Origin of the sequence: Erwinia typographi, from assembly GCF_000773975.1 — a bacterium.
Taxonomy (GTDB): Bacteria; Pseudomonadota; Gammaproteobacteria; order Enterobacterales; family Enterobacteriaceae; genus Erwinia; species Erwinia typographi.
The window spans coordinates 1-14,118 of record NZ_JRUQ01000051.1; the positions used below are offsets into that span (position 1 = coordinate 1).

Sequence of the window (14,118 nt, forward strand, 5' to 3'; positions counted from 1 at the left end):
CTGTTACCGCGCTGCGAAAGGCCTCATTGTCGTTCCACGGGCTGTCAATCGCCAGTGCGGCCGGGTTTAGCAGCAGCATGATCTGGCTCAGCGCCTTGCCCAGGTAGTGGCCCGCCTGTGCCATGATCCGATCAAAACTTTCTGGCGACTGGTGCCGGGTTTCCCAGGTCAATCCGGGGTGGACGGCGTTAAGCTGCTGCTGGATAGCCGGGACGCTGAGCAGCGCCTCAAGGCAACCTTGCTTGCCACAGCTGCATGTCGGGCCTTCGGCAACCGACAGATGGCCCACTTCTCCTGCCGTCCAACTACTGCCGGTATAAATATCGTTGCCCAGCAGCAAAGCGCCGCCGATCCCTTCGCCTATACGCAGGTAAAAACAGCTGGCGCCTTCCGCCACGCTTTGCGGCGTTTGGGCCAGCAGGGCGGTAGCCTTAACATAGTTCATGATATGCACCGGCACGGCGGTCTGGTTGAGGAACGCCGACTGTAAATCAACATCCCGCCAGCGCAGATGAGAGGATACGTGCAGGAAACCGGCGGCAGGATCGACAATACCAGGAAATCCCAGTCCAATCCCTAACAGCTCAGGGTGGCGCTGGTGTAGCTGCTGGCACAGGGTTTTCAGCTCCGTCAGCACGCTGACCGGATCGGCCGTATTGGTCTGCCAGTTCGACTCTTCAAGCACCTCAGACAGGTAATCCGTCACCATCAGATGAATGCGCTGTCGCTCAACCATTATCCCGGCGGCTTTCAGCATCTGGCCGCGGAGGGCAATGCCAATTTTCGGGCGGCCCGCTTTCGAACCTGGCAAAGGTCCCAGTTCCTGCACCCATTGTCGGGCAATCAGCTCGTCAATAATCAGCGAAACCGTGTTCTTGCTCAGCGCAAGCCACCCGGCAATATCCTGCCGGGTGCTGATGCGCTGCTGGCGCAGTGCCGTCAGCACCCGCTTTTCATTATTCAGCCTGAGTAATGCTGGCCCCTTGCCTGACTCTTTCATCCGGGTTCCCTGATTAACCGTCCTGCCTTAGTCTGGCAGCAAGCGGCTACTGACTACAAGTCTCCCACACTTTTTCCCCCGCTTTCCAGGTAGATTGCAGCGCCAGCCCGCCTTTTGCATGTTCCGTCAGCAGGATAGCATCACAGGGGGCGCCGACCTCCAGCCCTTGCTGCATGGGGAGATTGAGTTGACGAGCAGGGCGGATCGAGGCCATTTCCAGCGCGATTGGCCGCGTCGCCAACTGCTGGTCAAGCAGGTGGTTAACGCCTTCCAGCAGACCTCTGGCCGATCCGGCCAGCAGCTGCGGCTGGCTGGCAACCGACAGACGGCCCGCAGCGCTCAGCTCTACCCGACCACCAATCGGCGAGTCATACTGCCCGGCAGGCATACCCGCAAAGCGGGTGACGTCACTGACCAGAAATGCCTGTTCTCCTTTAGCGCGCATAAATACTTTTAGCACCGCTGCAGGCAGGTGATCGCCGTCGGCAATCAGCGCGCTGGCCAGCTTGTCCTCGGCCAGCTGCTGCCAGATATAGTTGGGATGACGCGGTAGCTGGAGGTGTGCGCCGTTACCCAGATGCGTGGAGAGCGTGGCTCCGGCAGCCACGGCTTGCATAATATTTTCGGCGGTCGCAGCGGTGTGCCCGACAGAAACCCTTACGCCGCTTGCTACACAGTGGCTGATAAAATCACCCGCATGGGGCCATTCAGGCGCAAGGGTCAACAGGACGATTTTTCCAGCGGCGGCCTGCTGCCAGCGGAGAAACAGCGGCCAGTCCGGGGCTTTGATATGGCACAGCGGATGCGCGCCTCTTGGCCCATCCTCCGGTGATAAAAAAGGCCCCTCAAGATGAATACCCGCTACGGCACGGGCTACCGTTTCACTCTGTTGGCAGGCTTCGGCCAGCCTGCTGACGGCATTTTCAATCACCTCATTAGCGTTGGTTATCACCGTCGGTAGAAACGTGGTTACGCCCTGCTGCCACAGTAACCGGGTGACCTGTTCAACGCTGTCCACACTGAAAGGGAAATGATTAAAGTCCAGTCCCCCGAAACCGTTGACCTGCAAATCCACCAGGCCAGGGGCGATAATCGGCAGGCTACTGTCGTCCGGCAGCGGTAGCGTTTGGGTAATTAGCCCATTTACCGACTGAACTTCTATGGCCTTCAGAGTACGGTAATCCCGGCCCTGGATACGAGACTCAGCCATGCTCAGGCTCCTGGAAAGCGTCACTGTCGGTAAAGAGTGTGCAGCCTGGATGGCGACGAAGGATCGTTGCCGGGCAGGTGGTCGCGATCGGCCCCCGCAACGTTGTTGACACGGCCTGGCGCTTGTTTTTACCCGGTACGATACAGAACAGGCGGTGCGCGGCCATCAACGTGGGGATAGTCAGCGTCAGCGCATGACTGGGGACGTCTGTTAGCGTGGCAAAGCAGCCGTCGTTCACCTGCTGCTGGCGACAGATTTCATCCAGCTGTACCGCCTTCATTCCTTGCGGATCGTCAAAATCCGCGACCGGCGGATCGTTAAACGCGAGATGGCCGTTTTCGCCAATTCCCAGACACACCATATCAATGGGCGCACGTTGAATCAGTCTCAGGTAATCGGCGCAAATCGTATCAGGATCGCCCTGCGAAGGGATCAAATGCACCTTACCAGGCTGAACGCGTTGCATGAGATGCCGCGTCAGCCAGGCGCTGAAACGCTGCGTAGCCCGGTCGCTAAGCCCAATATATTCATCCATGTGAAAGGCTGTGACCCTTGACCAGTCAATATCGGGCGTGCTTGCCAGCGCCGCCAGAAATTCATTCTGCGAGGGTGCCGCAGCAAAAATAATTCTTACTTCAGGCTGCGTGGCAAGCAGCTGGCGCAGGTGGGCAGCTGCCTGCCGCGCGGCCTGCACGCCCATTATCGCCCGATCGGGATACACTTCGACCTGCAAACGATCGACCTGAAGTTGTTGTACGATAGTCGTCATGATGATCTCCTTTATGGCTGCTTCGCGTTGTTCTGATAAACGGGTTGGGACTGCGCGGCGCCTTCTGGCTCCGGGCCATCCTGATTGAGGGCGTTCAGCAGCCGATCGATTTCTGGATCGACCGGGCTACGGCGCAGCCAGCCAACAATGACGTAAATAGCCAATGCGGTCAGCACGGGCGAGGCGACCACCACAGCTGTACTCACATCGGGCAGTAAAAATTTCACCACGAAGAACACCGACACGCCCAGCGCCCAGGAACTGATGGCGGCGGCGCTGCCGGATTTGCGAAACCACGGCAGCAGGCCGAGCAGCATCGGGATAGAAATGGGCCCTACCAGGCCGCCAAACCAGACAATCAGCAGCGACAGCACGCCGCCAAAGCGCCCGGCGTTAATGGCGATAACCAGCGTCAGCAGAATAAACAGCGTCGTGGTGATCCTCGCCGCCAGCAGCGACGGCGTCCGCTGCGAAAAGCGTTTTGGCAGCAGTACCGGCAAAATATCCCGTGTAACTACCGCCGTGATCGCATTGGCATCCGATGAGGTCATCGACAGCGTATGGGTGAACATCGCCACCAGTACCAGACCAATCAGCCCATTTGGCAGCAGCTCCATCGCCATCATTGAGTAAGAGCGGGAAGGATCGGCCAGATCCGGGTAGAGCAGCGGCGCTGCCCACATCGGGTAGAACAGCACCAGCGGCCAAATCAGATACAGCGCCGCTGACAGCAGGGCGGCCTTGCGGGCCTCCTTACCACCAGGCGAAGCGATAAAGCGCTGGGCAAGGTTCCAGGTTCCGCCGTTGTAGCTCAGGGTGTAAATCACAAAATAGGCGAGAATAAAGCCCAGCGAGTACGGCTCCTGCACGATAGTAGTATGGCCAGGCGGCAGGCGATCCCAAATCGTCAGCAGATTATCAATGCCGCCGAGATGCATCGCCACGGCACCGACCATCACAATCGCCGCCACAAACTGCACCACGAACTGACCAAAGTCGTTGCAGGCATCGGCCCACAGTCCGCCCATCACCGAATAGAACAGGCTAAGACCGCCAGAAATCAAAATGCCCATCAGCGGGTCAAAGCCGGTAAACACGTTGATTATAATAGCAATAGCCGCCCATTTTGCCCCGACATCAAACACCTTCAGCAGAACGCCGCTCCATGCCAGCACCTGCTGAGTGGGAACGTTATAGCGAGTCGCCAGATATTCCATTGGTGACTCAATATTCAGATGAATACGCAGACGTGCCCAGCGCGGAGCGAAGATTACCGCTCCGAGCAGGACGGCGATAGCGATGGGAAAAGCCCACCAGAAGTAAATGGTGATCCCCACTTTGTAGGCCACTGCGGCGTAAGCCACAAAAACGGCGGCGCTATAGCCGGACATATGGTGCGAGACGCCGGAGAGCCACCAGGGCATTTTCCCCCCGGCGGCGAAGAAATCCTTAGTACTACCAATGCGGCGCATGGCCCAGAAGGTAATACAAACAATCATCACTGCATATAAAGCCATCACACTGTAATCAAGCGCATTCATAACGAACTCCGCAGAGGTGAGGGATAGGCGATCTGCCGTGGGCAAATCGGTAAACGTCTCCAGCGACGGCGTTACACTGGGTGTTTTTAATTAATCCTAATTTAGGACAAATTAAAAATAGCATTCTCTTATTGGTCGAAATGTGTTCACTGTCACTGTTTACTCTATTTCCCTCGCCGTCCTGTCCATACTTAAAACTTATGTTGCAAGGAACCCGCGGCTTTTTTTCTCCACCAAGGGAAAGCTTCACGAGGCAATCACTGACTGGCCGGGGAGAGACATCGTGTTTTCAAGGATCAAAACAGCATTCAGTCCATCAGCTCTGCACGGTCCTCAGGGCACCGGGCCTGCCCGCCAGGCACAGCAGGGACAAGGGAGCATTACACAGCAGAATGCGCGTCCTCGCCAAAACGGCGGCGGCACGCTGGCGGGCACGGCTCGTGAGCAGGGGGCTCCAGCAGGCGAGGGGCTTCACCAGCAGACCGCGCCGCGTGCGACAGGGCGCGGCCGGTTTCAGGCCTTTTCACGGTTGCCGCTTTTTCAACGTAATCAGGTGGCAAGGGCACCCGCTCATCAGGGGAACGCGCCTGCTCCGCTGGCTGCCGGTGACGAACATGAGATGGATTTGCTCAACGTCGTTATTCCGCACGAGGATGACGGCTGGCTTCAGCAGGGATTTCAGGAGGGACTGGCCGCGCTTCATGCCAGGCCAGCTAATGATCCGATCCAGCCCCCAGACGTGCCCGTGCCGCCGCCAGCTGAGGACGCCATGCCCGCGGTCCCCACCGCCGATACTTCGCCGATGGCTATCCGCCTCGATAGCCAGCGCAACGTGCTGATTTCCGCACCTGAGGCGCGAGATGCGCAGCGAACGCTGGTCAGGCAGACGCTGGGCAACGACAAAATGCGGTATCAAAGCGTGGCGGGCAGCGCCGATCTCCAGCAGCATACTTTGCTGGATGACAGCGGGAAATTACTCTCCCTGCACTCTTCTCCCGGCAGTTTGATTGGCCTGGCGAACAGCAAGGCTAATCCAGAGTGGCAGCGTGAAGAAACGCCGGGTTCTTCTGTGCCGAAGCGACGTGCCCCCGTGGTGAAGGACCATGCGCTGACGCTGAGCGCAGATGAAAGCACCGTACAAATCGCCAGAACAGGGACGGCGGCAGGAGGCGCTGCGCAGCAGGTAAAACTGCCGGACGCGGCGGTTCTCAGTCAGCTCAGCGGCGTGCATCAGCAAACCTCCGCCAGCGGCACCACAGATTATCGACTGCATAACGACAAGCTCTATCAACTGACGTCGCAGGATGAGGGCTGGAAGCAGGTGGATCATCCGCTGCTTGATAAAGAGAAGGATCAGGCAAGCCTGACGCGACAGGGCAACAACGCACTCTATCTGATCCACGATGATCACCATCTGCATAACCTGACCACCCAGACACAAAGTCCGCGGTTTGAGGAAAAAATCAGCAAGGCTTCGGTCGCCGCAGATGGTCAGACGCTGGTGCTGCTGTCTGACGACGAGAGCAAACAGCAAAGCCTGAAGTGGTTACCCCAGTCGGACAGCCCGGCAGAGTCACATCGGCCGCTGGGCATTCTCCCTCGGGGAACGTCGCTGGCTGCACTGGCGCAAAGCGACCGGCACGTCATTGCGGCCAGTCATCAGGGCCGTCTGCTGGTCGCCAGCCGTCCCGGGGAGCAGGATGCGGCGCTTGATTTTGCTGCTGAAGATAACCAGACGCTGCGTAATCAGCTGCATCAGCAAATTGCCGACGTCGTCGGCGATCGCTTCCACGTTGAGGGTATCATCAGCGGTGAGGGCAATCAGTTACACGCTCTGGTAAAAGACGGCATGGATCGCCAGCACGCGATCGCGCTCAACCTTGACCCGGCCCATCCACAGCCTCGCTCCAGCTGGAATCTGAGCGACAGCCTGGTGATGGATTTCCAGAAAGGACTGCCGAAGATCGCTCCCGGCAGGGCTGATATCGTTGACATTGGCTCGGCGGGGAAGCTGACGCTGCACGACGGCAAAGTCCACTTTTTCAATGAAACCACGCAAAGTTGGGAACGCTCTGAGGTGAAGGCCGACCGGCTCCACGCCGGGCAGGATGGCCAGGCCTGGGTGATGAAAGACCATGTGCTGATGCGGCTGAAGGTGAATCTCTCCAGCAATAAAATCAACTTCGATCAAAACGCCTTCGCCCTGCATCAGGTGAAGAAGAGCGTCAGTGAAGATCTGGCGATGCCTGGCCTGGATAAAAATAAGAAAACGCTCGCCTGTGCCGTACTGGACAGCGGGCGCTATCTGACGTTGAGGGAGAATGGCGACGTCCATTTCCATCACGTCGACAGCGAAAGCCGCCGCCATAAAAAAATGGGGCAAACTCTGCGTCGTGAAGCGTTGAATCAGGCGATGAATCGCTCGGCTATTATTATCACAGAGCCGGCTGGCGGCACGGAAGATCACAAACTCACCGACCTGGCCCTCGGGCTGGACAATCAGCTTTTTCTGCTTAGCGACAAAGGCAAACTCTTCAGCCTGCCGCAGCAGAGCTGGCAAAATGGGCGGCTCGATAATTTACGCGAAGAGCGCCTGCCAGCTCTGCCGGTCAGCGATGAGACGGAAGAGACTGGCGCAGCGAAACCGCTAAAATTGCACGGCAATCAGAAAGGGGCGCTATTGCTGGAAACGGATGATAAGCGGCTGTTGGCGATGGGGCAAAAAGGCGAATGGCGGCGGGTATCGTCGGCACTCTTACCCAGCATGAGCCAGCAGGATAATCTGGCCGACCTGCATTTCGAGCGGCTGAGCGCTGCGACTCGAGACTCCAGACTGGGCAAAACTGGCCTCACTTTTAAACGTGAGGTAAATACCTTCGGGCAATCCGGTCATGACGGCCACAAAGTGCATACGCCTTTCCGTACGCGCCTCAGCACCTTTGTCTTCCGCCCAACCCTGGAGATGCCGCGCCCGCTGAAAAATATGGCGAACCTGATCCAACATGCCCACGGCGGACGACAGGGGTTGACGCCTGTTTATCAACAGCAGAGCCAGCAGTTGGCGGAACTGAAAGAGCATTTGCAGCGTTTCCAACCGCCGGGCGCGCTTCAGCCAGAACAGTCGCTGAGCCAGAAGCTTAGCGTGCTGGAGGCAAAAACGGCGCCGCCGGAGTGGCTTGGCGAGATGCAGAAGTTTAACGCGACCCTGGCCGATAGCGCAGCCCATCAGGCCAGCTTGCTGCAACAGCAGTATGGCAAGCCGCGGGGGGCGATGAAGCAGCAGCTCAACAGGTTAACCAGTGGGATGAATTTCGCCCGCACGTATCAGGATGATCTGACGGCCAAACTAAACCAGCTCTTTTCCCTTCATCCTTGCGGCGAAGGGAACCATGCTCAGAGCGCGCTGGCCGCATTGCACAATGACGGCGTGCGGCTCTCACATCAGAAGCCTTCCGACGAGATTCCGATCGGTCTGCATCGCGATAAACACGATCCGATGGGACTGGTAAAATCCCGGCTGATCCTTGATGGCCTCACCAACGCGAAGCTGCACGATCTGGCCGGGCGACTTTCTGGCGCGATGGAATTGGAGGGGGACCAGCGGGAGAGAACGCTGGCAGAGCTGGGGGCTGAATTTCGTAATCTGCGCGATTGTCAGTGGGAAGAGAACCCGATCAAGCAGGTCACCAGCCAGGGATTTACCGGTAATGATCGATTAGAAGCGAACTACGACGCCATTAAATCGATGACCAAAGCGTTCACCAAAGAGAACCATGGCATGAACGTTACCACCCGCACCGTGATGCAGGCTGACGATCAGAAGATGCTGGCCCGCAGGATGGAGGGAACGGTGCTGTCGATGGAAAAAGGGGAGAGTATTTCGTTCAGTCGCGCCTATGGGGCGGCGACAACGGTTAGCGGAATGCCCGGTACGCAGATCGTGGCCGGTGTGGGAGGGCGTGGAAGTCTGGATCGCGGTTACAGCATGACTCTGACGCGCGGTGAAGGCGGTATTAACGTCAGCTTTGGCCGGGACGGAAGCGGTGGCCTTACCGCCTTTAGCGGCTTTGGTTACAATTTGCTGACCGGGATTAATCAGGATCCTGCGCACGACGTTCATATCGATGGCGAGCGCGATTTGATGCCCGCCGTTCGGCTGGGCGGCGTGGTGTCGGCGACCCCACTTGATTTGAAAAAGCAGAACAGCGTCAGTTTTGATATTACCGAAGCGGAACTTCCCGAATTTATTGACGGGTTAACCGAAGGCTCGTTAAACCCGCTGGCGTTGCTAAACCGGGGGATTAACCACAGCGTTACCCATGGGGAAGTGATGAACGTCAGTCTGGATGCCAATATTGCCGCTCTGGCTTCCGCAGGTATCCCCATAACCAACAAAGACGAGAAAGAGACGCCAGCCAGCTTCCGCGCGGGAGGGGGCATTTATGCCGGTGTGAACTTGCTGTCAGGAACGCGGGAAAGGGGCAGTTCCAGCAAAGAAGAGAGTACCTCCCTTAGCCGCAGTAACAACCGTCCGCGAGGGCTGAATAAAGCCAGCGTCGGCGCTAATTTCTCGCTGCCCCTCGGCGTGCTGATAAAAAGCGACAGCGGGAGGCTGCCGCTGTTTGCCGGCACGTCAGCCAGTATGCAACTTTCGCTTGATAACCGCACCAAACAGAGTCTGTCGCTGGAAACGAAAAATGCCCGCCACCTCGAACCGGTACATATTGATAAGCTGATGGAGTCCCTGGGTAAAAACTTCAGCGATCCTGCCAGCGCCGCTCTGATGGCCGGGTTAAAAGATAAGACCGGAGAGGAAGAAGCGCCAGCGCTGACTCCCCGGCAGAAGTTGGCGCAGCTGGACGCGCACTTCACCGATCGCGATCGGGCAACGATGAGTAATGGGCAACAGGAGGCACTGCGCGATCTGGACAAGCACGTACGTCAGCAGAGCGCGGCGGACCAGGGTAAGAAACTGCTGCAAAGCGGCCAATATCAGACCACCTACGCTAACCTGAGCAAGGTTGACAGCCCTGGTTTGTGGCACCAACTCTCTCATCTGCTGGACGGCAAGCTTAACGCCAGCAATGCTACCAAAATTCGTCAGCTGATGAGCCACGACCTCCAGCTGCAATCGCTGATTGCCACACTACAGGATAATGTCAGCACCGATGCCACCGTTACGCTGGAACTAAAGGATGACGCGCGCGAGCGTCTGGAAAAACGCTGGCTGGAACAGGGAAACAGCCAGCAGGAGATGATTTCGGAACTGACGGACCGCGATAACCTGAGGATTAAATCCATCGCCTTTAACAAGTCACAGACGAAAACGGATGGCTTTGCCACGCCGGCATTTTTGCTCGGGGGATCGAATAATGCTTCGGTCTCCATGAAGCGTAGTCTGGGGAAAATTAACTTCAGCTATGGTGAAAATCAGGACTCGCCAACGCAATATTCGCTGGAAGGGCGCATTGCGAAAGCGAGCACGGAGCTTGCCAGCGCTCTTCTGCAGGGGCAGGAAAATCACTTCGTACTTAAGGGATAACGCATGTCAGCTACCGAACAGCTTAACCACTATTTACAGCTCTATGGCCGCAAAATGAATACCGTGCTTTGCCTGAAAGAGGGGGTTTGTGCCCTGGCCGACAGTCAGCAGCAGGAGGTGGCCGTGGTGGAACTGCCGTCTGACAGCGACAGCGTACTCTTTCACTGTCGGCTGGCGTCACTGGCGGGCAGCGTACCTGAGACTCAGCTCAAGACGCTGTTAGCGCTGAATTTTGAGATGAATGCGATGCGCGGCTGCTGGCTGGCACTGGATGAAGCGGAGGATCTGCGGCTGTGCAGCCAGCAGCCCACGGCGTCGCTGGATGCCCGGCTTTTTGTCCAGTCTCTGGATGGGTTTATCCTTCAGGCTCAGCAGGTTAAAGAGTTTATTAGCGAATTGCGTCACGCCGCCTGACGCGTGCTTAACACAAATTTCTTTGATCCGGAAGGACCACAATTTACTCATAGTGTTAAGGAAGCGATAAGAAGCGGTAAAGTACGGTAAGTCTATGGGTTTTAAGACATTTGGAGATATTTTAACGGGCCGGATTAGTCGATAGTATCCCACAACGGTGCAACAGAAGCCGTGAGCAAATCGAGGATACAACCATGAAAAAAACGACTCTGGCACTTTTAATGACCGTTTTCACCGCGAGCACCTTGTTTTCCACAGTAACCCAGGCCGAAGGCCCTCCGGGACAGCAGTGGCACCAGCAGGGCGGGCGTGATGGACACGGTGGTTCAGGTCGTGGACCGGATCGCGGGCATGACGATCGTGGTGGCTATCAGGCTCATGACGATCGCGGTCATGGCGACCGTGGCCGTGGTCCTGGTCCAGTTCGCTACGAACCCCGTGACCGCTTTGCGTGGCAGGGACACGACTTCCGTCGAGGTCATCCGCTGCCGCCTCATTTCCGTTACGATGATTACCGCGTCGACAACTGGCACGAACGCGGCCTGCGTGAGCCGCCTCGCGGTGAACACTGGGCCTACATCGACGGTAACTACGTGTTGATTGCCGCCGCAACCGGGGTGATCACCTCGATCCTGTTGAATGGCGCCTTCCGCTAAGTTTCCCTCCGGCTGGCACAATGCTGTGCCAGCCGTTCTACGTTGCTCCCGCCCTGGTTTTCGCTATTCCTTTCAGTTGCAGAGGTTTTCATTTCATTTCGGAACCTCTCTCGTGGTTTATCCGCGTATTTCGTCTGGTTATTTTTTCCTCTCCGGGTATGATTGAAATCCGGAGACATCTTTCAGCATGGAAAGGAAACATGAGATGGAAAGAGTGATAAAGCTTGAGGGAAAGGTCGATGATCTGCGGGTTGATTTCGCCGGAATTAAAGCAAATTACGCCACCAAAGAAGATGTGGAGAGCGCGCGTCGCGAGCTGCAATCGTCGCTCGCCAGCCAGACAAAATGGTTGGTTTCGGCACTGTTCGTGGTGCTGGGGACGGGGCTTGGCCTGGCAAAGCTACTGTTCTGAGGGCTCACCCGTCAGCCCTGCGATAAGAGCGACAGCCCGTTTCGGCTGCTGGTGCCAGTAAGCGCCAAAAAAAAGCCCCGCCAGTTAATCTCTGGCGGGGCTTTTTTATTGTGGCGCTAAAACAGGGGCGTAAGGCTACTGATGGGTAATGATTGAGGTAATGACGCCGGTAGCCACGGCAATCAGCACATAGTTGCCGTCAACGTTCTGCCAGCGATGACCAGCAGGCGGCGCCTTCAGGCCGCGTTCGTGCCAGTCGGTGACCTGATAGCCTTCGCCACGGTATTTCTGCGGCAGCGGGCGGCCCTGATGGAACTGATGATGCTGCTGTGACTGACGGCGCTCGGAAGCGTGCTGCGGCTGCGCGCCGTGCTGGTTGCCCTGCGGTTGGCCGTGCTGCTGATTACCCTGCTGCTGGTTACCCCCCTGCGGCGGGCGTTTCACTTGCTGCTGCCGATCGTCATGACTCTGCTGTGGGCCTTCGGCAAAAGCGCTGAGGCTGGTGGTCGCAAACAGCAGCGCCGAAAGGGCAATAATTCCTGATTTTTTCATCGTTTTTTCCCTTACAGGTTTGAACCAAACGTCTTGTTGATAGCTGACAATCTGGGGGGTAGCCACGCGAACAACAAGCTGAATAATCCTAACAAGGGCGATCTTAACGCTAAATTTACGCTTTCTTATCAAAAGAGTGGCAGCATGCCGATAAATCAGCAGGGGACATAAGGCAGATAACGCGGCATAGCAGAGGTAAAGAGAGAGGGCCGGCGCTGCCTGCACAGCGCCATTTGGCTCAGAATGGCGTCTCTACCACGCCGCCATCCACCCGCAGCGCAGCGCCAGTCGTGGCTGAGGAGAGGGGCGAGCAGACGTAGACCACCATATTGCTGACTTCCTCCACGCTGGCCGCGCGCTGAATAATAGAGCTCGGCCGGTTCTCTTTGACAAACTCTACCCCCAGCTCTTCGAGCTTGGCGCCCTGTTCCAGCTCTTTGGTAAAGAAGTCGGCAAAACCATCAGAAAGCGTCGGACCGGGCAGCACGGCATTAACCGTAACGCCGGTTCCGGCAACAGCCTTAGCGAGGCCGCGGGAGAGTGCCAGCAGCGCCGTCTTGCTCACGCCGTAATGGATCATATCGGCCGGGATATTGACCGCCGATTCGGAGGAGAGAAAGACCACTCGCCCCCAGCCTGCCTTTTTCATTACGGGCAGGTAAGCGCGACTGAGGCGCACGGCAGACATCACGTTAACGTCCCAGATAGTTTGCCAGACTTCGTCCTGCGTCTCAAAGAAGTCGCCCTGTGGAAAGATGCCCACGTTATTGACCAGCACATCGCACTGCGGCTCGGCTTTCAGCAGCGCCTCGCAGCCCTCCGGCGTCCCTAAATCCACCACATGACCACGGGCGTTGTTGCCGAGCTGCTGCACCAGCGAAGCAACGCCTTCTTTGCTGCGTCCGGTGACAATAACTGTCGCTCCTGCCGCAGCCAGACCTTGCGCATTGCCTTTACCGATCCCCTTTGTTGAACCGGTCACAATGGCGGTTTTGCCGGTTAAATCAATCTTCATGATCGTCTCCTCTGTTAGCGCAAAAGAGTTAAGTGTAGACAAGCCCGGCGGCGTAAAGCGGCCTCAGTCACATTCCCGCACAAAATCAATAAACGCTCTCAGCGGAGCGGGGATCAAACGGCGGTCAGGATAATAGAGCCACGGGCCGGGAAAGGAGAGCCACCAGGGTTCGAGGACCGGTTCAAGCTTGCCGCTTTCCAGAGCGGGTCTCAGCCACTCTTCAAACAGATAAATGATGCCGCCGCCCGCAATCGCGGTATCTATCGCCAGCTCCACTCCGCTGCCGATGCTCACCAGCAGCGGTCCGGTGGTCTGGATGTGTACGGCTTCGCCGTCCTTTTCGAATTCCCACTCAGGCACTACGCCGCTGGCAAAGCGTCCGCGCAGGCAACGATGATGAATTAATTCGTGCGGATGAGCAGGGCGACCAGCCTTGTCAAGATACTCAGGGGAGGCGGCCAGCGCAAAGCGCTGTCGACGGGGGCCAATTGGAACGGCGATCACGTCCTGCTCCAGCGTTTCATCATAGCGAATTCCCGCGTCGCAGCCGTCGCGGAAGACGTCCTGAACGTTGCTCTCGGCAATCACCTCCAGCTCAATGTCGGGATAGCGCGCGAGAAAAGCGGGGACGATGGCGGGCAGGATCAGCCGGGAGGCGCTGACCGGCACATTCAGCCGTAGCGTACCGGCTGGCGTATCGCGGTAGCGGTTGACGTCATCCAGCGCGGATTCCACTTCATTCATCGCTGGCACCAACCGCTCCATCAGAGTTCTGCCGACGTCAGTCAGCGCCACGCTGCGGGTGGTGCGGTTAAATAATCTGACGCCGAGCTGCTGCTCTGCGCGTCGGACCGCGTCGCTCAGGCGGGAAGCATTGCTGCCGGTCACGCGAGCGGCCTCGCGGAAACCTCCGGCTTTTGCCACCGCAACGACCGCGTGGAGCAGGGCTATATCGAGTTTCATTGTCCGCCATCCCGTACAGTGTGTCGTTATTTTAGCGGATAGTT

The 14,118-nt window shown here is 57.5% G+C and carries 11 protein-coding genes; 4 read left to right on the forward strand and 7 right to left on the reverse strand.

The window, feature by feature from the left end:
* The 4 genes from NG99_RS17970 to NG99_RS17985 form a co-directional block, all read right to left on the reverse strand.
* The coding region (locus NG99_RS17970; protein WP_034895931.1) for an ROK family transcriptional regulator at window positions 1–1,000 on the reverse strand (1,000 nt) is incomplete at its 3' end.
* A gap of 46 nt (window positions 1,001–1,046) precedes the next feature.
* Window positions 1,047–2,210, reverse strand: coding sequence for an N-acetylglucosamine-6-phosphate deacetylase (locus NG99_RS17975; protein WP_034895934.1), 1,164 nt, complete (start codon window positions 2,208–2,210; stop codon window positions 1,047–1,049).
* Window positions 2,203–2,979, reverse strand: coding sequence for a glucosamine-6-phosphate deaminase (locus NG99_RS17980; RefSeq protein WP_034895937.1), 777 nt, complete (start codon window positions 2,977–2,979; stop codon window positions 2,203–2,205). Before NG99_RS17980 ends, NG99_RS17975 begins: the two co-directional genes overlap by 8 nt.
* Before the next feature lie 11 nt (window positions 2,980–2,990).
* Window positions 2,991–4,520: a sodium:solute symporter family protein gene (locus NG99_RS17985; RefSeq protein WP_034895939.1), complete on the reverse strand. Its 1,530-nt coding sequence runs from the start codon at window positions 4,518–4,520 to the stop codon at window positions 2,991–2,993.
* A gap of 283 nt (window positions 4,521–4,803) precedes the next feature.
* On the opposite strand from NG99_RS17985, the gene NG99_RS17990 reads away from it, so the two are divergent.
* The 4 genes from NG99_RS17990 to NG99_RS18005 all read left to right on the forward strand — a co-directional run bounded on the left by NG99_RS17990 (window position 4,804) and on the right by NG99_RS18005 (window position 11,544).
* Window positions 4,804–10,062, forward strand: coding sequence for an AvrE-family type 3 secretion system effector (locus tag NG99_RS17990; RefSeq protein WP_052130768.1), 5,259 nt, complete (start codon window positions 4,804–4,806; stop codon window positions 10,060–10,062).
* Window positions 10,063–10,065: 3 nt separating this feature from the next.
* Complete coding sequence (locus tag NG99_RS17995) at window positions 10,066–10,476, forward strand: type III secretion system chaperone (RefSeq protein ID WP_034895942.1); 411 nt, start codon at window positions 10,066–10,068, stop codon at window positions 10,474–10,476.
* A 194-nt stretch (window positions 10,477–10,670) separates the two neighbouring features.
* Entirely contained in the window at window positions 10,671–11,132 is a 462-nt protein-coding gene (locus tag NG99_RS18000; protein WP_034895945.1) for an RcnB family protein, read from the forward strand.
* A 205-nt stretch (window positions 11,133–11,337) separates the two neighbouring features.
* A complete protein-coding gene (locus tag NG99_RS18005) occupies window positions 11,338–11,544 on the forward strand; it encodes a hypothetical protein (protein WP_034895948.1) in 207 nt (68 codons plus the stop codon).
* Window positions 11,545–11,679: 135 nt separating this feature from the next.
* Here NG99_RS18005 and NG99_RS18010 read toward each other — a convergent pair whose 3' ends face one another.
* From NG99_RS18010 to NG99_RS18020, 3 genes are all read right to left on the reverse strand, one after another.
* Complete coding sequence (locus tag NG99_RS18010; protein WP_034895951.1) at window positions 11,680–12,096, reverse strand: RcnB family protein; 417 nt, start codon at window positions 12,094–12,096, stop codon at window positions 11,680–11,682.
* Between the two features lie 238 nt (window positions 12,097–12,334).
* Window positions 12,335–13,111: an SDR family NAD(P)-dependent oxidoreductase gene (locus tag NG99_RS18015; protein ID WP_034895953.1), complete on the reverse strand. Its 777-nt coding sequence runs from the start codon at window positions 13,109–13,111 to the stop codon at window positions 12,335–12,337.
* Window positions 13,112–13,174: 63 nt separating this feature from the next.
* The gene (locus NG99_RS18020; RefSeq protein WP_034895956.1) at window positions 13,175–14,074 is read right to left on the reverse strand and encodes a LysR family transcriptional regulator; all 900 of its coding nucleotides are present in this window, start codon (window positions 14,072–14,074) and stop codon (window positions 13,175–13,177) included.
* Window positions 14,075–14,118: the final 44 nt, after the last annotated feature.

Coding starts and splice junctions, on each gene's coding strand:
- NG99_RS18010 (WP_034895951.1), bottom strand. CDS start 12,096: ATGAAAAAATCAGGAATTATTGCCCTTTCGGCGCTGCTGTTTGCGACC.
- NG99_RS17995 (WP_034895942.1), top strand. CDS start 10,066: ATGTCAGCTACCGAACAGCTTAACCACTATTTACAGCTCTATGGCCGC.
- NG99_RS18000 (WP_034895945.1), top strand. CDS start 10,671: ATGAAAAAAACGACTCTGGCACTTTTAATGACCGTTTTCACCGCGAGC.
- NG99_RS17980 (WP_034895937.1), bottom strand. CDS start 2,979: ATGACGACTATCGTACAACAACTTCAGGTCGATCGTTTGCAGGTCGAA.
- NG99_RS17985 (WP_034895939.1), bottom strand. CDS start 4,520: ATGAATGCGCTTGATTACAGTGTGATGGCTTTATATGCAGTGATGATT.
- NG99_RS18020 (WP_034895956.1), bottom strand. CDS start 14,074: ATGAAACTCGATATAGCCCTGCTCCACGCGGTCGTTGCGGTGGCAAAA.
- NG99_RS17975 (WP_034895934.1), bottom strand. CDS start 2,210: ATGGCTGAGTCTCGTATCCAGGGCCGGGATTACCGTACTCTGAAGGCC.
- NG99_RS18015 (WP_034895953.1), bottom strand. CDS start 13,111: ATGAAGATTGATTTAACCGGCAAAACCGCCATTGTGACCGGTTCAACA.
- NG99_RS18005 (WP_034895948.1), top strand. CDS start 11,338: ATGGAAAGAGTGATAAAGCTTGAGGGAAAGGTCGATGATCTGCGGGTT.